Annotated in this window: 16 protein-coding genes; 6 read left to right on the plus strand and 10 right to left on the minus strand. The window is 65.8% G+C overall.

Features of this window, described 5'->3' with window-relative positions; translation table 11 throughout:
- The first annotated feature begins 77 nt into the window (after positions 1 to 77).
- Positions 78 to 764, plus strand: a complete 687-nt coding sequence (locus LO55_RS12745) for a helix-turn-helix domain-containing protein (RefSeq protein ID WP_071361725.1) — start codon at positions 78 to 80, stop codon at positions 762 to 764.
- Positions 765 to 801: 37 nt separating this feature from the next.
- On the opposite strand, the gene LO55_RS12750 is transcribed toward LO55_RS12745, so the two are convergent.
- From LO55_RS12750 to LO55_RS12760, 3 genes are read right to left on the minus strand one after another with little or no spacing between them, the layout of a single operon-like run.
- Positions 802 to 2,025, minus strand: coding sequence for an ABC transporter permease (locus LO55_RS12750; protein ID WP_071361726.1), 1,224 nt, complete (start codon positions 2,023 to 2,025; stop codon positions 802 to 804).
- Entirely contained in the window at positions 2,022 to 2,759 is a 738-nt protein-coding gene (locus LO55_RS12755) for an ABC transporter ATP-binding protein (protein WP_071361727.1), read from the minus strand. Before LO55_RS12755 ends, LO55_RS12750 begins: the two co-directional genes overlap by 4 nt.
- Positions 2,756 to 3,973, minus strand: coding sequence for an efflux RND transporter periplasmic adaptor subunit (locus LO55_RS12760; RefSeq protein WP_071361728.1), 1,218 nt, complete (start codon positions 3,971 to 3,973; stop codon positions 2,756 to 2,758). Before LO55_RS12760 ends, LO55_RS12755 begins: the two co-directional genes overlap by 4 nt.
- A 178-nt stretch (positions 3,974 to 4,151) precedes the next feature.
- Between LO55_RS12760 and rpiA the strand changes: the two genes are divergently transcribed.
- Entirely contained in the window at positions 4,152 to 4,829 is a 678-nt protein-coding gene (gene rpiA, locus LO55_RS12765; RefSeq protein WP_071361729.1) for a ribose-5-phosphate isomerase RpiA, read from the plus strand.
- A gap of 13 nt (positions 4,830 to 4,842) precedes the next feature.
- Positions 4,843 to 5,148, plus strand: a complete 306-nt coding sequence (locus LO55_RS12770) for a hypothetical protein (RefSeq protein ID WP_071361730.1) — start codon at positions 4,843 to 4,845, stop codon at positions 5,146 to 5,148.
- Positions 5,149 to 5,207: 59 nt separating this feature from the next.
- Here LO55_RS12770 and LO55_RS12775 read toward each other — a convergent pair whose 3' ends face one another.
- Positions 5,208 to 5,480 carry an oxidative damage protection protein gene (locus LO55_RS12775; RefSeq protein WP_005662929.1) on the minus strand — a complete coding sequence of 91 codons (273 nt, stop codon included), beginning with the start codon at positions 5,478 to 5,480 and terminating at the stop codon, positions 5,208 to 5,210.
- A gap of 38 nt (positions 5,481 to 5,518) precedes the next feature.
- Positions 5,519 to 6,832: an amino-acid N-acetyltransferase gene (argA, locus tag LO55_RS12780; RefSeq protein ID WP_071361731.1), complete on the minus strand. Its 1,314-nt coding sequence runs from the start codon at positions 6,830 to 6,832 to the stop codon at positions 5,519 to 5,521.
- Between the two features lie 54 nt (positions 6,833 to 6,886).
- Here argA and hrpA point away from each other — a divergent pair, with 54 nt between their 5' ends.
- Together hrpA and LO55_RS12790 are read left to right on the plus strand one after the other, a co-directional pair.
- A complete protein-coding gene (hrpA, locus tag LO55_RS12785) occupies positions 6,887 to 10,957 on the plus strand; it encodes an ATP-dependent RNA helicase HrpA (RefSeq protein ID WP_071361732.1) in 4,071 nt (1,356 codons plus the stop codon).
- Positions 10,958 to 11,039: 82 nt separating this feature from the next.
- Positions 11,040 to 11,660, plus strand: a complete 621-nt coding sequence (locus LO55_RS12790; RefSeq protein WP_071361733.1) for a TetR/AcrR family transcriptional regulator — start codon at positions 11,040 to 11,042, stop codon at positions 11,658 to 11,660.
- A 266-nt stretch (positions 11,661 to 11,926) separates the two neighbouring features.
- Here the strand turns inward: LO55_RS12790 and LO55_RS12795 are convergent, their stop codons facing one another.
- Entirely contained in the window at positions 11,927 to 12,592 is a 666-nt protein-coding gene (locus LO55_RS12795) for a PRC-barrel domain-containing protein (RefSeq protein ID WP_071361734.1), read from the minus strand.
- Positions 12,593 to 12,942: 350 nt separating this feature from the next.
- Entirely contained in the window at positions 12,943 to 13,965 is a 1,023-nt protein-coding gene (locus LO55_RS12800) for an SDR family oxidoreductase (RefSeq protein ID WP_071361735.1), read from the minus strand.
- A 192-nt stretch (positions 13,966 to 14,157) separates the two neighbouring features.
- On the opposite strand from LO55_RS12800, the gene LO55_RS12805 reads away from it, so the two are divergent.
- Positions 14,158 to 15,753, plus strand: coding sequence for a mechanosensitive ion channel family protein (locus LO55_RS12805; protein WP_071361736.1), 1,596 nt, complete (start codon positions 14,158 to 14,160; stop codon positions 15,751 to 15,753).
- Positions 15,754 to 15,820: 67 nt separating this feature from the next.
- Here LO55_RS12805 and LO55_RS12810 read toward each other — a convergent pair whose 3' ends face one another.
- From LO55_RS12810 to LO55_RS12820, 3 genes are all read right to left on the minus strand, one after another.
- Entirely contained in the window at positions 15,821 to 16,765 is a 945-nt protein-coding gene (locus LO55_RS12810; protein WP_229410137.1) for a Bug family tripartite tricarboxylate transporter substrate binding protein, read from the minus strand.
- A gap of 181 nt (positions 16,766 to 16,946) precedes the next feature.
- Entirely contained in the window at positions 16,947 to 18,062 is a 1,116-nt protein-coding gene (locus LO55_RS12815; RefSeq protein WP_071361738.1) for an alpha/beta fold hydrolase, read from the minus strand.
- A 78-nt stretch (positions 18,063 to 18,140) separates the two neighbouring features.
- A complete protein-coding gene (locus LO55_RS12820; RefSeq protein ID WP_071361739.1) occupies positions 18,141 to 18,782 on the minus strand; it encodes a DUF4230 domain-containing protein in 642 nt (213 codons plus the stop codon).
- Between the last annotated feature and the right edge of the window lie 7 nt (positions 18,783 to 18,789).

Raw genomic sequence — 18,789 nt, forward strand, 5'->3', positions numbered from 1 at the left:
TGATCCGAGTTATTTTTCTCTGATTAGAGAAATATCTTCCTAATCAGAGACTATGTCAACATATAAAAAATTCGCTTATGCCATCTGAATCCCCGACACTCGGCGCATTGATCCGCAGCCTGCGCAGCCGCCAGGGCTGGACGCTGAAGGAAATGAGCGTGAAAAGCGGCATCCCGGTGTCCACCTTGTCGAAGGTGGAACACGGCCAGCTGACGCTGACCTACGACAAGCTGTACCAGCTGAGCCAAAAGCTCGGCATGCGCATGTCGGAACTGTTCGCCGAGGAGCCCGAGGCCGAACCGCCGGTCACGGCGCGCCGCAGCCTGGGCGACCTGCAATCGGCGCTGCGGGTCGAGACGCCCAATTACGACTACCACTACCTGTGCGCGGAGCTAAGGCGCAAGCGCATGATCCCGGTGATCGCGCGCATCCGCGCCAAGTCGGTCAAGGAGTTCGGGCAGCTGGTGCATCACTCGGGAGAAGAGTTCACCTACGTGCTCAAGGGCGCGGTGGTGCTGCACAGCGAGTTCTACGACCCGGTGGTGCTCAGGGAAGGGCAGTCGATCTACTTCGACTCGAGCATGGGACATGCCTACCTGACGCCGGAAGGCTGCGACGAGGCCGAGGTGCTGACCGTGATGTCGAGCGCGGACGAGGAGCAGATGCAGTCGATGATGTCGACGCATACGCACGCGCATGCGGGGGAGGGAGATCAGGTGGACGCAGCGCCGGCAAGACCGCGCAAGCGCAGCGTCAAGAAATAGTCGTCATCCGGTAGGGTGGATGGGAAACCCATCCACCCTACTCGTAACGCAAGCAGTCGACTGGCAGCAGTCTCGACGCCCGCCGCGCCGGATAAAACCCGAAGAACATCCCGACCGCCGTCGCGAACCCGCACGCGATCAGCATGCCCGACAAGGTCAGGTAGACCTCGAAATCCGCGAACTTCGTGATCAGCGCCGCGCCGCCCGCCGCGATCGCGATCCCGACCAATCCGCCGGCCAGGCAGATCACCACCGCCTCGGCCAGGAACTGCAGCAGCACGGCGTTCGGGCGCGCCCCGATCGCCATCCGGATGCCGATCTCGCGCGTCCTTTCGGTCACCGACACCAGCATGATGTTCATGATCCCGATCCCGCCCACCAGCAGCGAGATCGCGCCGATCAGGCCGAGCAGCAGGGCGACGCCGGCGCTGATCTTGTTGGCCGTGTCGGCGATCTCGCTCAGGTTCTGGATGCGGAAGTCGTCCGGATCGTCGACCCGGATCCGGTGCCGGTCGCGCAGCACTTCCTTCATGTCCTCGATCGCATCGGTCATCGCCACGTTCGGGCGGCCCTGGGCATTGATGTAGTGGACGTTCTGCGGGAACGGCGACTTGACCAGGTGGGCGCTGGCCGCCGTGATCGGCACCACGATCTGTTCCGACAGGTCGGTGCCGTCGGGCTGGCGGCCTTCGCCGGCCAGCACGCCGATCACCTGGAACGACACGTTCTCGATGCGCAGGTAGCGCCCGAGCGGGTCGGCGCGGTAGAAGAACTGGTCGGCCACCTTCTGGCCGATCACCGCCAGACGCGCGCCGGCGCGCACGTCGGCCTCGCCGAACAAGGTGCCCTGGTCGACTTTCCAGTTACGGATCGTGAACATGGCCGGCGTCACGCCGAGCACGGTGCTGCTCAGGTTTTCGTTGCCGGCGCTGACCTTGAAGCTGCCCTGCAACGCGGGCGCCGCGCCGGTCAGGCTGGGCAGGGCGTTCAGGGCCTCGGCATCGCCCCGGGTCAGCACCGCGACCTTGCCTTCGCGGGCGCGCTGGGCCGCGGTGCGGTCGCCGCCGGGCATGATGTAGACCATATTGGTGCCCAGCATCTGCAGCTGCTTGCCGATGAAGCGCTGCATGCTGTCGCCGAGCGCCAGCAGCAGCACGACGGAGGCGATGCCGATCACGATGCCGAGCATGGTCAGCGCGGTGCGCAGGCGGTTGGCCGCCATCGAGCGGAACGATTCGATCAATACCTGGATCGGGTTCATGGCGTGACTCCGATCTGCACGCTCGCGAACTGGCGCAGGCCTTCGGCGGCCGGCCCGTCGTACAGCACCCGGCCATCCTTCAGGCGCACCAGGCGGCGGCTGTAGGCTGCGACGTCGGCTTCGTGGGTCACCAGCACGATGGTGATGCCGCGCTCGCGGTTCAGTTGCTGGAAGCTGTGCATGATGTCGTCGCTGGTTTGCGTGTCGAGGTTGCCGGTCGGTTCGTCGGCCAGCAGCAGCGGCGGATCGGTGGCCAGCGCGCGCGCGATAGCCACGCGCTGCTGCTGGCCGCCCGAGAGCTGGCTCGGCGTGCGCTGTCCCAGCGCGCCCAATCCCACCCGTTCGAGTTCGGCCATGGCGCGCGCGTGGGCCTTGCCGCGTCCCACGCCGCCGTAGATCAGGGGCAGGGCAACGTTCTCCGCCACCGACATGCGCTTGATCAGGTTGAAGCTCTGGAACACGAAGCCGATGGTGCGGTTGCGGATGTCGGCCAGCTGCGGCCGTCCCAGGCTGCGGGTGTCGACGCCGTCCAGCAGGTAAGTGCCGCCGCTGGCCTGGTCGAGGCAGCCGAGGATGTTCATCAGGGTCGACTTGCCGGAACCCGATGCGCCCATGATGGACACGAAGTCGCCGCGCTCGACCGTCATGTCGACGCCATGCAGCACCGGCGTCTCGACGCTGCCGCTGAGGTAAGTCTTGGTGACGCCGCGGATGTCGATCAGTGGCCCGGTCATTGGTTCTCCGGCTGCGACAGCGCACGGGTCACCACGCGGTCGCCCGGTTTCAGGTCGCCCGACAGCACTTCGGTGTAGCGGAAGTTGGAGAGTCCGGTACGGATGTCGACCGGCTGCGGCTGGTTCATCGCATCGAGCTTGTAAATCTTGAACATGCGCGCGGTCTCGCTGGCGCTGCGGAAGGCGACGTCGTCGTCCTGGGCGGCGGCCGGCGCCGGCTTGGCGGCCACCTGCTTCACGTCCTTGTCCGTTGCCTTCGCTTTTTTGCGCTCGGCCGCCTGCTCTTCTTCGGACAGGCGGAAGCGCAGCGCCGTGGTCGGGATGCGCAGCACGTCCGGGCGGTTCGCCACCACCAGCCTTACCTGCGCCGTCATGCCGGGCTTGAGCAGTTCGTCGGCGTTGTCGACGTCGAGCACGACGTTATAGGTCACGACGTTCTGCACCACGTTCGGCGCCAGTCGGAACTGGCGCATGGTGGCGTTGAATTCGCGGTCGGGATAGGCGTCGACCACGAAGCGCGCCGGCAAGCCGTCCTTGAGCAGGCCGACGTCGGCTTCCGACACGCTGGTGTCGATCTGCATCTTGGTCAGGTCGTTGGCGATCTGGAACAGGTTCGGCGTGTTGAACGAGGCCGCCACGGTCTGGCCCAGGTCGATGGTGCGCTTGATCACCACGCCGTCGATCGGCGAGCGGATCACGCTGTTGTTCAGGTCCGCCCGCGCGCGCTCGAACTGGGCCTGGGCCAGCTTGAGGTTGGCGGCGGCGACGTCCATCTCGCGCCGCGACTGGTCGAGCGCCAGGCTGGAGACGAAGTTCTGCGCCACCAGCTGCTCGTTGCGCTTGTAGGTGGCCCGGGCCAGCTGCAGGTTGGCGCGCGCCGAGGCGATGCTGGCTTCGGCCTGTCCCACCTGGGCATTGAAGATGGTCGGCTCCAGCTTGAGCAGCACCTGGCCCTTCTTGACGCGGTCGTTGAAGTCGGCGTGCAGCTCGGCCACGGTGCCCGAGACCTGCGAACCGACGTTGATCAGGGCCACCGGATTGATGGTGCCGGTGGCGGTCACGACCTGGTTGATGGCGCCGCGGTCGACCGCCGTGCTGCGGTATTTCGACGGCGGGACGACGTTGTCCCTGGGCTTGAGCAGCACCGCGGCGGTCGCGACGGCGACGAGGAGGGCGGTGGCGATGACGATGCGTTTCTTGGTAAAGATTTTCATTGGTTCCAGGCAAACGAACGGCAAGTAAAGCATCAAGTGTGATGCCTTGGTAAAAGATTAGCAAATGCAAGCTGCATGATCGATGCATGCATATACCAGGAAGAGCCGCGGTTTTTCGGCAGGAAGATCGTGCCGATCCGCTAGAATGGCGTATTCTTTTCTACCTACCAACCGCATCATGACTCAAGACGAACTGAAACAAGCAGTGGCGCGCGCCGCCATCGATTACGTGGTCGACGGTGAAATCATCGGCGTCGGCACCGGCTCGACCGCCAACTTCTTCATCGACGAACTGGCGAAGATCAAGGGCCGCATCAAGGGCACCGTGGCCTCGTCCGAAGCCACCGCCGCCCGCCTGCGCGGCCACGGCATTCCGGTGTTCGACCTGAACGACGTCGAATCAATGGCCGTCTACATCGACGGCGCCGACGAGATCAATGCGCAAGGCGCGATGATCAAGGGCGGCGGCGCGGCGCTCACGCGCGAGAAGATCGTGGCGTCGGTGTCGAAGAAGTTCGTCTGCATCGCCGACGGTTCGAAGCTGGTCGACACGCTGGGCAAGTTCCCGCTGCCGGTCGAGGTGATCCCGATGGCGCGTGCGGTCGTGATGCGCAAGCTGGCCGCGCTTGGCGGCCAGCCGAGGCTGCGCCTGAAACCCGGCACCGACCAGCCTTTCATCACCGACAACGGCGGTGAACTGATCGACGTGGCCGGCCTGTCGATCCTTGACCCGGTGGCGCTGGAAGAAGAGATCAACCAGATCACCGGCGTGATCGCCGTGGGCCTGTTCGCCAAGGCCGGCGCCAACGTCTGCCTGCTGGGCACGCTTGACGGCGTCAAGACCCTGTCGCTCTGAGCGGAGAGCTGCCATGAAATGCGCGTGGATTGCGGCGGTCGTCCTGCTGGGCGGTTGTGCCGTCGCCGGCAGCGGGGTGGATCCGTCGGAACCGGCCGTGACGCCGTCGCCCGACGTCGTCGAGATCCAGCGCGTGCCGTTCAAGGTCGGCGTGTCGTCGACCACGGTCGAGCAGCTGGCCAAGGCGCAGGCCTGCACCAGCGAGCAGGGCGCCGGCCTGATCACGGAGCCGGGGCCGGTCGAGGTCTACCGGATGCAGTGCCAGGATGGCAAGGTGTTCATGGCGCGCTGCGAATTGCGCCAGTGCCGCAAGATGTAAAAAAATCCCGCTGACGGCAGGCGCCGCAAGCGGGATTTTTCATGGATGATGCGCGTCGATCAGGCGGTCGGCGGCACGTAACCCATCGCCTGGTCGGCGCCTTCGCCGAAGAAATGCTTCTCCATCTGCGTCGCCAGGTATTTGCGCGCGCGGTCGTCGGCCAGGTTCAGGCGGTTTTCGTTGATCAGCATCGTTTGATGCTTCAGCCATTGCTGCCATGCCTCTTTCGAGACCGACATATACAGCTTCTTGCCCATCTCGCCTGGGACCGGCGGGAAATCCAGGCCTTCGGCTTCCTTGTTCAGTTTGATGCAGTGGACGGTGCGGGCCATCGTGTACTCCTGTTATCCGTGACAGTCTAAAACCGGTATTATAAAGTCTTGATCAGCACCTGTGACCGGCGCTGCCAGTTGTACATGTGTTGCCGATCCTTTGGCAGATCGTCCACGGTGGCCGGCACGAAGCCGCGCTTCTTGAACCAGTGCGAGGTGCGCGTGGTCAGCACGAACAGTTTCGTGAGGCCGGCGGCGCGCGCGCGGTTTTCCATGTGCTTGAGTATGCGCTCGCCGTCGCCCTGGGTTTGCGCATCGGGGCTCACCGTCAGGCAGGCCATCTCGCCCATCTTCGATTCCGGGAACGGATACAGCGCCGCGCAGCCGAAGATCACGCCGTCGTGGTCGATCACCGAGAACTGGTCGATCTCGCGCTCGATCAGCTCGCGGCCACGGTACACCAGCGTGCCATCGGCTTCCAGCGGTTCGATGAGCTTGATAATTCCGCCGACGTCCTCAATTGTGGCCTGGCGCAGGCTTTCCAGGTTCTCGTGGCTGATCATGGTGCCCACGCCGTCGTGGGTGAACACCTCGAGCAGGGCCGAACCGTCCATTTCGAATGGAATGATGTGGGCGCGGTCGACGCCGGCGTTGCAGGCCTTGATCGCGTGCTGCAGGTAGAACGCGGCGGAATCGGACAGGAAGCCCGCCTGCAGCACGGCTTCGGCCATGTGCGACGACAATTCGCGCAGCTCGGCGCCGCCGGCATCCTTCATCATCGGCGATTCGGTGATGAAGATCAGCTTGTCGGCGTGCAGGGCGATCGCGGCCGACGCGGCCACGTCTTCCATGGTCAGGTTGAAGATCTCGCCGGTCGGCGAGAAGCCCAGCGGCGACAGCAGCACCAGGTTGTCCTCGGTCTGCAGGATCGGGTGGATCTTCTCGGCGGCGATCTTGCGGGTGACGCCGGTGAGCTCGAAGTCGACGCCGTCGATCACGCCCAGCGGACGGGCCACCACGAAGTTGCCCGAGACGATGCTGATCTGGGCGTTCGACATCGGCGTGTTGGGCAGGCCCTGGCTGAAGGCGGCCTCGATGTCGAGGCGCAGCTCGCCGGCGGCTTCCTTGGCGCATTCGAGCGCGGCGGTGTCGGTGATGCGCACGCCGTCGTGGAAGCGGCCTTCGACGTTGCGCAGCGCCAGCTGCTCGGCCACCTGCGGCCGCGAACCGTGCACCAGCACGATGCGGATGCCGAGGCCGACCAGCAGCGACAAGTCTTGCGCCAGCACCGGCAGGGCGCCGGAGGCGACCAGTTCGCCCGGGAAGGCGACCACGAAGGTCTTGCCACCGAACGCATGAATATACGGCGCGACCGAGCGCAGCCACTGGACGAATTGGGTAGGAGTTTCCATTTGCCGCATTATAATTCGCTGCGCGTTGTGCGCACCAAATCCTTGTAAAAATCAATGTCTGAACAGAGTAACAAGCCTTCGCAACAGCCGGCGCGCGAAGCGAGCGCCACCGCCAACGCAGCCTCCGCCGAACGCCGGCCTCGACGTGCACCAGGTGCACAGGGCGGGCGCGGCGAGTCGCGTCCACGCCAGGAGCGCCCGCCGCGCGAAGAAGCTACCGTGGTGCGCAATCCGCTGCCGCCGATTACCTTCCCCGAAGACCTGCCCGTATCGGGCCGCCGCGCCGAGATCGCGAAAGCCATTCTCGAGCACCAGGTGGTCATCGTCTCGGGCGAGACCGGTTCGGGCAAGACCACGCAGTTGCCGAAGATCTGCCTCGAACTGGGCCGCGGCGGCAAGGGGCTGATCGGCCACACCCAGCCGCGCCGCATCGCGGCGTCGTCGACCGCCAAGCGCATCGCGCAGGAACTCGGCTCGCCGCTGGGCGAGCATGTCGGCTTCAAGGTGCGCTTCAACGACACCTTGCAAAAAGGGGCGTCGGTCAAGCTGATGACCGACGGTATCCTGCTGGCGGAGACGCAGACCGATCCGCTGCTGCGCAACTACGACACGATCATCATCGACGAGGCGCACGAGCGCAGCCTGAACATCGACTTCCTGCTCGGTTACCTCAAGCAGCTGCTGCCGCGCCGGCCGGACCTGAAAGTGATCATCACTTCGGCGACCATCGACGCCGAGCGCTTCGCGCGCCACTTCGCCGCCAACGACAAGCCGGCGCCGGTGATCGAGGTCTCGGGCCGCCTGTACCAGGTCGAGGTGCGCTATCGCCCGATCGACCGCGACCCGGTGCCGGGCGCCCCTGCCGTCGACCCGACCAAGCCGCTGCCGAAGGCGCAGGCCGCGCGCGAGAAGCGCGACCTGATGGATGGCGTGGTCGACGCGGTCGATGAGCTGTGCCGCATCGGCTCGGGCGACGTGCTGGTGTTCCTGCCGGGCGAGCGCGAGATCCGCGACTGCGCCGAGGCGCTGCGCAAGCACCATCCGCCGCACGTCGACATCCTGCCGCTGTTCGCGCGCCTGTCGGTGGAAGAACAGGACCGCGTGTTCCGCCCGAGCGGCAACGCGCGCCGCATCGTCCTGGCCACCAACGTGGCCGAGACCTCGCTGACCGTGCCGGGCATCCGCTACGTGGTCGATACCGGCCTGGCGCGCGTGAAGCGCTACAGCTTCCGGAACAAGGTCGAGCAGCTGCAGGTCGAGCCGATCGCACAATCGGCGGCCAACCAGCGCGCCGGCCGCTGCGGCCGGGTGGCCGACGGCGTCTGCATCCGCCTGTTCGAGGAAGACGATTTCCTCAAGCGCCCCAAGTTCACCGAACCGGAGATCCTGCGTTCGTCGCTGGCGGCCGTCATCCTGCGCATGAAGTCCCTGCGCCTGACCGACGTCGAGACCTTCCCCTTCATCGAGGCGCCGCAGGGCCGCGCGATCGCCGACGGCTACCAGCTGCTGCAGGAAGTCGGCGCGGTCGACGACAACAACGAGCTGACGCCATTGGGCCGCAAGCTGGCCAAGCTGCCGCTCGACCCGCGCGTGGGCCGCATGATCCTGGCCGCGCTCGACAATCACTGCCTGACCGAGATGCTGATCGTGGCCTCGGCCCTGTCGACGCAAGACCCGCGCGACCGCCCGATCGAATACCAGCAGCAGGCCGACGAGAAGCACAAGAAGTTCGCGGACGAGAAATCCGAATTCCTGAGCTACCTGAAGATCTGGGCCTGGTTCGAGGACGCGATCGCGCACAAGAAGACCAATCGCCAGCTGCAGGACAACTGCCGCGCCAACTTCCTGTCGCAGCTGCGCCTGCGCGAGTGGCGCGACGTGCATTCGCAGCTGCTCACCATCGTGCGCGAGCAGGGCTGGCGCCTGAACGAGTCGCCGGCCACCTACGAACAGCTGCACCTGGCGCTGCTCACTGGCCTGCTTGGCAATATCGGTTTCAAGTCCGAGGACGAGCAGGGCGGCGTCTATCTTGGCGCGCGCGGCATCAAGTTCCACATCTGGCCCGGCTCGACGCTCGGCAAGAAGGCGGGACGCTGGGTCATGGCGGCCGAACTGGTCGAGACCACGCGCCTGTATGCGCGCACCATCGCCCAGATCCAGCCCGAGTGGGTGGAAAAGATCGGCGGCCACCTGCTCAAGAAATCGTGGGGCGAGCCGCGCTGGGAAAAGAAGCAGGCGCAAGTCACGGCGCTCGAGCGCGCAACCCTGTACGGCATCGTCATCTATGGCGGCCGGCGCATCAACTACGGCCAGCGCAATCCGCGTGAGGCGCGCGAGATCTTCATCCGCGACGCGCTGGTGGCGGGCGACTTCGAGACCCGACTGCCGTTCTACATCCACAACCACAAGCTGGTGAAGGACATCGAGAACCTCGAGCACAAGTCGCGTCGCCAGGACGTGCTGGTCGACGACCAGCTGATCGCGGCCTTCTACGACAAGGAGATTCCGCTCGACGTCGTCAACGGCGCCGGTTTCGAGAAGTGGTACAAGGACCATGCGCGCGACAATCCGAAGCTGCTCTACCTGAACCGCGAAGAGCTGATGCGGCACGAGGCGGCCGGCGTCACCACCGAGCTGTTCCCGAAGACGATGGTCGTCACCGGCATCGAGATGGGCCTGACGTACCACTTCGAACCGGGCAGCGTGCGCGATGGCGTCACGCTCGCCGTGCCGCTGTTCGCGCTGAACCAGATTCCGCAAGAGCGGCCGGCATGGCTGGTGCCGGGCATGATCAAGGAAAAGGTGCACCTGCTGCTCAAATCGCTGCCGCAGAAGCTGCGCCGCCACTGCGTGCCGCTGCCGGAATACGCGGCCAGGTTCGTCGATCGCATCCATGCGGCGAACGCCTTCGGGCGCGGCGACCTGGTCGACGTCTTGATCATGGACGTGCGCGCGCAGACGGGCGTGGCGGTGAAGACCGCCGACTTCAAGCTCGAGACCCTGCCGGCGCACATGTTCATGAACTTCAAGGTCGTCGACGAGCATGGCCGCCAGCTGGAGATGGGGCGCAATCTCGCGACGCTCCAGGCCGAGCTGGGCGGACAGGCGCGCCAGAGCTTCCAGAAGATGGCGGAAGCGACGCCCTCTGCCGCCAATGGGCGTGCGCAGGCGGCGCGGCCGGTGGCGGCTGCGCCGAGCGCTCCGCCGGCACCCGCAGGCAAGGGGAAGGGCAATGCGCCGCAGACCGCCCCTGCGCAAGAAGCGGCATCGGGCCGCCAGCACACCGGTCTCACCAGCTGGACCTTCGGCGAGCTGCCGGAACTGCTGGAGATCAACCAGGGCAAGCTGACCCTGATCGGCTTCCCGGCGCTGGTCGACAAGGGCACCCATTGCGACCTGGAGGTGTTCGACGACCCGAACGTGGCCGCGCGCACCCATCGCGTGGGCCTGCGCCGCCTGTTCGCGCTGCAGTTCAAGGAACAACTGAAGTTCGCCGAAAAGAACATCCCCGGCCTGCAGGGCATGGGCATGCAGTTCATGAACATCGGCTCGCAGGAAGACTTGCGCGACCAGATCGTGGCCAAGGCGATCGACATCGCCTGCCTGCAGGATCCGCTGCCGGTCGATGCGGCTTCGTTCAACAAACGCAAGGACGAGGGCAAGGGCCGCATCGGCCTGCTCATCAACGAGGTGGCGCGCCTGGCGGGCCAGATCCTGGGCGAGTACCACGGCCTGCCCAAGCGCGTGCAGGCACTGCCTTCGGCGGTGGCGTCGGACATCCAGGCGCAGCTGCAGGCGCTGGTGCACAAGCGCTTCATCGCCGACAACGAATATAGTCAGCTGGCGCATTTCCCGCGCTACCTGAAGGCGATCAACGTCCGTCTCGAGAAGTTGCGCGGCAATCCGTCGCGCGACGCGCAGCTGATGGCCGAGTGGCAGAACGCGGCCAGCCAGTTCCAGCGCACGCTCAAGAATATGGCGGGCAAGAACAACGATCCGCGCATGGTCGAGTTCCGGTGGATGCTGGAAGAGCTGCGGGTGTCGCTGTTCGCGCAGGAGCTGAGGACGCCGATGCCGGTGTCGGCCAAGCGCCTGCAAAAGGTGTGGGAGTCGATGCTGCGCTAGCCGCCCGTCGGACCGGACGCTGTCGGGTCCGGTCCGGTGAAAAACCGCTTGTGGATTCGCACGCCTGTGCTAAAGTGGCTTCATGAACACCACCGCCAAAAGCGAAGCCACCTACGCCACCATCCTCGATGCGGCGGTCGGGATGGCATCGACCGAGGGCATCGGCCAGCTGTCGCTGGGCGAGCTGTCCAAGCGCACCGGGATCAGCAAGAGCGGCGTCTTCTCGCGCGTCGGCTCGCTCGAGGCCCTGCAGTCGGCCGTGCTGGACGAGTACGATCGCCGCTTTTCCGAAGAGATCTTTCTGCCTGCGCTGGCCGCGTCGCGCGGCCTGCCGCGCCTGTCCACGATGGTCAATCTGTGGCTCAAGAAGATCGCCGGCGAAACCGTGCGCGGCTCTTGCCTCTACACGGCCGGCGCTTTCGAGTTCGACGACATTCCCATGCCGCACCCGCTGCGCGAGCGCATCGAGGCGGGCGTGCTGCGCTGGCGCGCGACCTTGCGCAAGACGGTGCTGCAGGCGATGGAAGCAGGGCACCTGCGGCCCGACACCGAACCCGAACAGCTGGTGTTCGAGATCTACAGCCTCGTGATCGGCGTGATGCACGACGCGCGCTTCCTGCATGACGCAGACGCCCCCAGGCGGGCGCAGCGGGCGTTCAACCGCCTCATTTCCACCTACAGGAGTTTCAGCGACCTCGAATGAGGCCGGGCCGGGGAGGGCGTCGTCCTCCCTTTTTATTGCAATAATTTCGCACACCTGTGCGAAAGCGGGCTGTGCACAAGGAGTCGATCATGTCTGGATTGTGGTTGCTGGTGCTGTCCCTGGCCGGACTGGCTGGGTATGCGGTACGTGACGTGCTGCGCAGGGTGCCTCGGTCGAACGAGGATTTCGTGTTCTGCTGAGGAAGTGGTGCAGACACGAAGGGCGGCGGTAAGCCGTCCCTCATGTCGATGCCCGCGATAACGGGCTTAGCCGATATTGCTGCCGCGGATGCGGCTGATGTCCGTGTCGTCGCCCAGGTTGCCGGAGCGCGGATCGATGCTGTGGCCCGGGCCCTGGTTCGCGCGCGAATCGCCCATGCCGGCGCCTGCGCCGCCCAGGCTGCTGGAACCGGCGTGCCCGGCGCCCACGCTCGAACCCATCGCGCCGCCCGCATAGGTGCTGCTTCCGGTGCCGGCGCCGCCGACCATGCCGCCCATCGGCACGCCCGGCCCCATGGTCGGTGCGCCCGAGCGGTTCGGGTCGGTGCCGTAGAAGCTGTGGATGCCGCTGGCCCAGCTCAGGTCGCTCATGTCCGGCCAGGCATCCTTGTCGAAGCCGGGCGCCGATTTCAGGCGGTCCTTCTCGACGTTGAGCACGAAGCGCTTGTTGACCGTGTCGAGGTGCAGCGCCTGCCAGGGCACGGCGAACAGCTTTTCGCCCACGCCCAGGAAGCCGCCGAAAGCCAGCACGGCATAGGCCACCTGGCCGGTCTGCATGTCGAGCATGATTTCCTTGATGTCGCCCAGGTCTTCCTCGGCGGCATTGACGACGCTGTCGCCGATCAAGGTGTCGGCGCCCATCAGGGACGGTCCCGGACCTGCGTTGGTGCTGTCCTTGTAGATACCGTATTTATCGCGGTCTGCGTAGCCCATATGTTCCTCCTTGTCTATTGACGTTGCGAACAATGCGACGGTCACTCCGATTGGAGCAGACTCTCGCCCTACGAAGGGTTCATGATAGGACGCTACCGGATCGGGGCGCGCGCGCTAGCGTCGAGCAGGCTGGAGCCTTATGCGATCCAGCGCACAGATGAGTACGCGTGGCATGGCTAATCTGCCAAGCTATGTCTAGGAGGAAATGAGATGACCGTCATTGCACGCTGCACCAATGCCGGCCCGCTGGGCCAGCAGATCCGCACCCGTTCCTTCGTCTCGCTGCTGACGCGCCTGCTGCGCCGCGGCTGAGGCCCGCCCGGCAGCACCGGACAGGCCGAAGCGAATGCTTACGGCTGTCCGCCGCCGCCCGCCGCGCCATACACGTGGCCGGTGGTGTAGCTCGCCTCGTCCGAGGCCAGCGTGACGTAGATCGTCGCCAGCTCGGCCGGCTGGCCCGGACGCTTCATCGGCGTGTCCTCGCCGAACTTTTCGCGCCCCTCCGGCGAATTGCCGCCCGCCAGCTGCAGCGGCGTCCACACCGGGCCCGGCGCCACTGCATTCACGCGGATTCCCTTCGATGCCATCTGCTTGGCCAGCGACTTCGTGAACGCCACCTCGAAGGCCTTGGTGCCCGAATAGTCGAGCAGTTTTTCCGGCGGATCGTAGGCCGTCTGCGACGAGGTATTGATGATGACGCTGCCGGCCGACATATGCGGAATCGCCGCCTTGGTGATCCAGAACACGGCGTAGATATTGGTCTTGATGGTCCAGTCGAACTGCTCGCTGGTGATGTCGAGGATCGAGGCGTTGTTCTGCTGGCGCGCGGCATTGTTGACCAGGATGTCCAGGCCGCCCAGCTCGCGCACCGCCGTCTCCACCAGTTTCTTGCAGAAGGCCTCGTCGCGGATGTCGCCGGGAATGGCCACCGCCTTGCGGCCCGCGTCGCGGATCAGCTGCATGACTTCGCGCGCATCCGGTTCCTCGGCCGGCAGGTAGCCGATGGCGACGTCGGCGCCTTCGCGCGCATAGGCGATCGCGGCGGCGCGGCCGATGCCCGAGTCGCCGCCGGTGATCAGGGCCTTGCGTCCCGCCAGGCGGCCGCTGCCGCGATACGTGGTTTCACCGTGGTCGGGACGCGGCGTCATCTTGCTGGCCAGGGCCGGCCACGGCTGGTCCTGCTTGGGGAAGGGCGGACGCGGATAGCGCTTGGCCGCTTCGCGCATCGCGCCGGGCGCCGGCTGGTTGCCGCCCGCCTGCTGGGCCAGGGCCGGGACGGCGGCGGCCGAGGCGGCCACGCCCGCGGCAACGGTGCTCACGAAACGGCGGCGCGACGGCGTCACGCCTTCTGGCTTCTGGTCTTCCGAACTCATGCTTGCTCCTTGATGGGGTGGGGCTGCCAACGCAGCCAGGTAGTGGCGAAGATGTTAGTCGTTATCGAAAAGACACGGAACACGGTAGCTTGTTGGCAAGATCTGGTGCTGGGCTGTTGTAAGTGGGTGCTTTGCCTGCTGAGTAGAAGTGATCTGGGGTAACATTTCGTTTTTACCGATTTGTTTTTTTCCATGGCAATCATCCGCGCATTCCTTGTCCTTGCCTTGCTGGGGCTGTATTCCTTCGCCCAGGCCGCCCAGGCCGACACTGTGCCGGCCGCCGCGGCTGCGGCCGCGCCGGCCCAGCCGACCGCGCGCGCCGACTTCACCGTCGCCACCCGCAAGGTCTTCGTGTTCCGCGCCACCCTGGCCGGCCACTCGCCGCAAGACCGCCTCGAAGCGGCCCAGCGGCGCCTCGACAAGGCCCTGTCGGGCAAGGGCCCGCAGCGCGTCACCGTCAACGGCTTGGCGGAGGGCAGCCAGGTGCTGCTCGACGGCACGCCGCTGTTCCTGGTGACGCCGGCCGACGTCAATGTGCTGGCCGGCGACACGCCCCAGGACGTCGCGCACGACAGCGCGGGCAAGCTGGAGCGCGCGCTGGCCGCGCGGCGCGAGGCGAGCGACCCGCGCGTGCTGGTCGAAGCCGCCGCGCTGTGCGTCGCCGCCACCCTGGCCTACGTCGTCGTGCTGCGCGCGCTGGTGCTGCTGCGCAGCGCGGTCAAGAGCCGCTTCGAGCGCCTGCTCGGCGTGCGCCTGGCGCGGGTGAGCTTTCGCAACGTGCGCCTGCTCGACGCCCAGCTGTATGTGAGCTTCCTGCGCCAGGTGACGATGGCGGTGGTATGGGGCCTGCGCCTGCTGGCCACCTATATCTGGATCAGCTTCCTGCTCGGCGAATTCGCCTACACCCGCAGCTGGGGCGAGTGGCTCAAGGGTTACCTGGTGGAGCTGGCGGTGGGGATCGGCCAGTCGATGGCGGCCGCCATTCCCGGCCTGCTGGTGGTGCTGGTCATCGCCGCGCTGGCGCGCCTGGTGATGCTGACCGCGGCCTCGGTGTTCAAGCGGGTCGAGAGCGGCGAATTGCAGGTGGGCTGGCTCGACCAGGACACGGCGGCGCCGACCCGGCGCCTGGTCAACCTGGTGATCGGGCTGTTCGCGCTGGCGATGTCCTATCCCTACCTGCCCGGTTCGCACACGGCCGCCTTCCAGGGCGTGACGGTGCTGGCCGGCCTGATGGTGTCGATCGGCGCCTCGAGCATCGTGGCGCAGGGCGCCGCTGGCCTGATCCTGATGTACACCCGCTCGCTGCGCAAGGGAGAATACGTGCGCGTGGGCGACAAGGAGGGCACCGTGGTCGACATGGGCATGTTCGAGACGCGCCTGCGCACCGGCAGCGGCGAAGAAGTCCTGATGCCCAACGCCTGGGTGCTGTCCAACACCACCAGCAACTTCTCGCGCGACGGCGTGATCGAGGACGGTTTCGTCACCGAGGTCAAGGTGACGCTCGCCTACGAGACGCCGTGGCGCACCGCGCACGCGCTGCTCGAACAGGCGGCCGCGGCGACGCCAGGCATCGCGGCCGAACCGAAACCCTTCATCGTGCAGGCGGCGCTGTCGGATTTCTATGTCGAATACCGGCTGTGCGCGCATTCCTCGGCCGACAGCCCGCGCGAGCGGGCCGAGGTGCGCAACCATCTGCACCAGAACGTGCTGGACGTGTTCGATGCGGCGGGCGTCGGGCTGACGTCGTCGCACTTCCACCGCGTGACGTTGACGGAAAAGCGGGCTTGATGAAAAAACGGGTGACCCGGCCATGCCGCGTCACCCGTTCTAGTGGGGTACTACAGGATCGAGTGGATCAGTCGACGGTCGCGCCGCTGTCCTTCACGATCTTCGACCATTTCGCGCTTTCGGCCTGCACGAACTTGGCGAAGTTCTCAGGCGTATCGCCCACGTACTCGGTGCCGGTGTCGGCCAGCACGCGCTGGAAGTCCGGCTGCTTCATGACTTTCTGCGATTCGGCGTTGATCTTGTCGACGATGGCTTTCGGGGTCTTGGCCGGCACGAACAGGCCGTACCAGGCGTAGGACTCGATGTTCAGGCCGGCTTCGGCGAAGGTCGGCACGTCCGGCAGCAGCGGCGAGCGCTTGCTGCCCGAGATGGCGATCGGCTTGACCTTGCCGCTCTTGATGTGCGGCATGATCGCGATGGTCGAGTCGAACATGATCGGGATGTGACCGCCCAGCAGGTCGGAAATCGCCGGCGCCGAGCCCTTGTACGGCACGTGCACCATGTCGAGCTTGGTCACGCCGCGGAACAGTTCACCGGTCAGGTGCTGCGGGGTGCCGTTGCCGGCCGACGCGTACGAGAACTGGCCTTTCTTGGACTGGATGTGGGCCAGCAGTTCCTTGACGTTCTTGGCCGGCACCGATGGGTGGGCGACCAGCACCAGCGGCGCGCGCAGCAGGTTGGTGACCGGAATCAGGTCCTTGGCCGGGTCGAAGGCCATCTTCTTGTACAGGCTCGGGTTGATCACGATCGGCGCGCTCGAGGTGATCAGGAGGGTCTGGCCGTCCGGCTTGGCGCGGGTCACGGCCAGGGTGCCGATGTTGCCGCCGCCACCGCCGCGGTTATCGATCACGAACGACTGCTTCAGGTCGGTGGTCAGGCCTTTCGCCAGCGGACGCGCCGCGATGTCGGACGGGCCGCCGGCCGGCCATGGCACGACCACGGTCACGGTGCCGGTTGGCCAGTTCTGGGCGAAGGCGCTGGCGGAGAGGACGGTTGCTGCGAGAGCGAACACGAGGGATTTTCCTTTGGACGGGAAGACTCGCATGGTTTTGTCACCTATATAGTTGAATTATTTCGCGGTTGTTCGCGGTTGCTTCGATAACCTGCTGAAACGATTTTACACGAATGCTCATGCGGATTGCGTACGTAGTAGTACGTTCCCGCAATGTGTGTTGTCTTTACACGGTCCGTCGCTACGGCGCCACGTCGCCCGCCTTCTCGGCGATCGGCCGCACGTGGCGCAGCAGGGCGTCGAGCATCTTGCCCGGCTCTTCGTTGAACATCTCGTGGCCCGAGTGCTCGAACCACACCAGTTTCTTGTGCGGCGCCTTCACCGTCTCGAACCACTCGGCGGTCACGCTGGATGAGACGTTGTAGTCGTAGCGGCCGTTGAAGATGACGATCGGGCAGTCGAAGCGTTTATGAACGCTGAAGTCGGTCGAGATGACTTCAGCCAGCAGGTGTTCCTGAGAGAAGTCATTGGCCTTCCACATGGTGCGCAGGTCGGCGTCGGTGTACTCGGGCGCCAGGCGCGCCGCCGCGCCTTCGTGGGCGAAGTCCTTGCGGCCGTGCACCGCGCCGCCGTAGTAGCCCAGCCACTTGCGCTGCAGGTACAGGTCCTTGAGCACGATCGGGCGGCCCGGCGCCGCGTAGGGGCCGAGCGATTCGAGTTCCCGCACCGCCTTGGCGTTGTTGTCGCGCCGCGCGGCGTCGAGCGCGAAGCGCAGGCCGCGTCGTTCGCCCTCCGGCCCGTCCGTAGCCTGGCCCATGCCGATGTAGGCGTGCAGCCACTCCGGATGCTTGCTCGCCAGTTCGATGCCGAGCGAGCTGCCCCAGGAGTGGCCGAGCACGAAGATGCGCTCCTTGCCGAACTCGCGCCGCAGCCATTGCACCATTTCCTCGGTGTCGGCGACCATGCGCGCGCGCGTCATGGTCGGCGCCACGACGGCCGGATCGTTGGCGGCGTAGGTCTTGCCGGCGCCGCGCTGGTCCCATTGCACCACGGTGAAGAAGTCTTCCCAGCCGCGCTGGAAATACCAGCTGGTGGGCATCGACACATAGCCCGGGCCGCCGTGGATCATCAACAGCACCGGGTTGCGGCGGTCGACGCCGCGCACCGAGATCCACTGGTCGATGCCGCCGATGCGCACCGCTTCGGTACGCTCGATGGCGCCCGGCATGACCAGGCGCCGCATGTCGGCCACGATCTTGACCGCTTCGGCGCGGCTTTCGGGCTTCTGGGCCGCTGCGGGAAGGTGAACGGCAGCGGCGAGGATGGTGAACAGGAGGGTGGCCAGACTCTTAATCATTTGGAATCCTTGCTGAAGAGTAATGGAATATTATCCATCAACCCGGCAAGGCGCCCAAGAATCGAAAGCCTGGATCGCTCAGGGACTTGCTGGGGAAAGCGGCTCCCAGATGACGGTCGGCATCCAGCCGGTGGCGGCCAGCGTGGCCTGCATGACGGTGGCCGCGTTTTCCTTGGCCGTATTCAGCACGGCAGGCTGGCTGCAGGCCGCCTGCACCGCCTTCTGCGCCGTCTGCAGCGCATTGTTCATCGCATTGGTGCGGGTCTGGGCGGAAGGGATGAAGGCTTGCAGCCCCTGTTCGGTGACCGCATAGAAATAGGAGCCGCCCCGGTTGCGCGCCTCGTGGCTGATGCGCGCCTGCAGCGGCATCGGCGGCGGCAGCACGACGCTGAGGGTGCGCGCGCGCTCGTCGATGTCTTCGTAGCGCGCCTGGCGCAGGTCGGTCGCGATCGTGCAGTCGCCGCGCGCGACCAGCAGCACGCGGGTGCTGCCCAGCCGGACTTCCCATTGCGACCAGGGAATGTCGACCGCATTCGGTTGCGTGAACTCGATGACGTCCGAATAATTCATCTTGAGCGAGACCAGGTGGCCCATCTTCTCCAGGGAGACCAGCGGCGGTGGCAACGCCTCCTGCTCGGGCGGCTTCTTGATGAAGGCGAAGGTGATGGCGGCGGCCGTGACGGCGACGAGCAGGATCGGCAGGCGTTGCGGAGATTTCATGGACGGC

The organism is Massilia timonae (assembly GCF_001866515.1).
GTDB classification, from domain to species: domain Bacteria; phylum Pseudomonadota; class Gammaproteobacteria; order Burkholderiales; family Burkholderiaceae_D; genus Telluria; species Telluria timonae.

Coding starts and splice junctions, on each gene's coding strand:
- hrpA (WP_071361732.1), top strand. CDS start 6,887: ATGTCTGAACAGAGTAACAAGCCTTCGCAACAGCCGGCGCGCGAAGCG.
- LO55_RS12745 (WP_071361725.1), top strand. CDS start 78: ATGCCATCTGAATCCCCGACACTCGGCGCATTGATCCGCAGCCTGCGC.
- LO55_RS12755 (WP_071361727.1), bottom strand. CDS start 2,759: ATGACCGGGCCACTGATCGACATCCGCGGCGTCACCAAGACTTACCTC.
- LO55_RS12795 (WP_071361734.1), bottom strand. CDS start 12,592: ATGGGCTACGCAGACCGCGATAAATACGGTATCTACAAGGACAGCACC.
- LO55_RS12790 (WP_071361733.1), top strand. CDS start 11,040: ATGAACACCACCGCCAAAAGCGAAGCCACCTACGCCACCATCCTCGAT.
- LO55_RS12775 (WP_005662929.1), bottom strand. CDS start 5,480: ATGGCCCGCACCGTCCACTGCATCAAACTGAACAAGGAAGCCGAAGGC.
- argA (WP_071361731.1), bottom strand. CDS start 6,832: ATGGAAACTCCTACCCAATTCGTCCAGTGGCTGCGCTCGGTCGCGCCG.
- LO55_RS12760 (WP_071361728.1), bottom strand. CDS start 3,973: ATGAAAATCTTTACCAAGAAACGCATCGTCATCGCCACCGCCCTCCTC.
- LO55_RS12815 (WP_071361738.1), bottom strand. CDS start 18,062: ATGATTAAGAGTCTGGCCACCCTCCTGTTCACCATCCTCGCCGCTGCC.
- rpiA (WP_071361729.1), top strand. CDS start 4,152: ATGACTCAAGACGAACTGAAACAAGCAGTGGCGCGCGCCGCCATCGAT.
- LO55_RS12770 (WP_071361730.1), top strand. CDS start 4,843: ATGAAATGCGCGTGGATTGCGGCGGTCGTCCTGCTGGGCGGTTGTGCC.
- LO55_RS12820 (WP_071361739.1), bottom strand. CDS start 18,782: ATGAAATCTCCGCAACGCCTGCCGATCCTGCTCGTCGCCGTCACGGCC.
- LO55_RS12805 (WP_071361736.1), top strand. CDS start 14,158: ATGGCAATCATCCGCGCATTCCTTGTCCTTGCCTTGCTGGGGCTGTAT.
- LO55_RS12750 (WP_071361726.1), bottom strand. CDS start 2,025: ATGAACCCGATCCAGGTATTGATCGAATCGTTCCGCTCGATGGCGGCC.
- LO55_RS12800 (WP_071361735.1), bottom strand. CDS start 13,965: ATGAGTTCGGAAGACCAGAAGCCAGAAGGCGTGACGCCGTCGCGCCGC.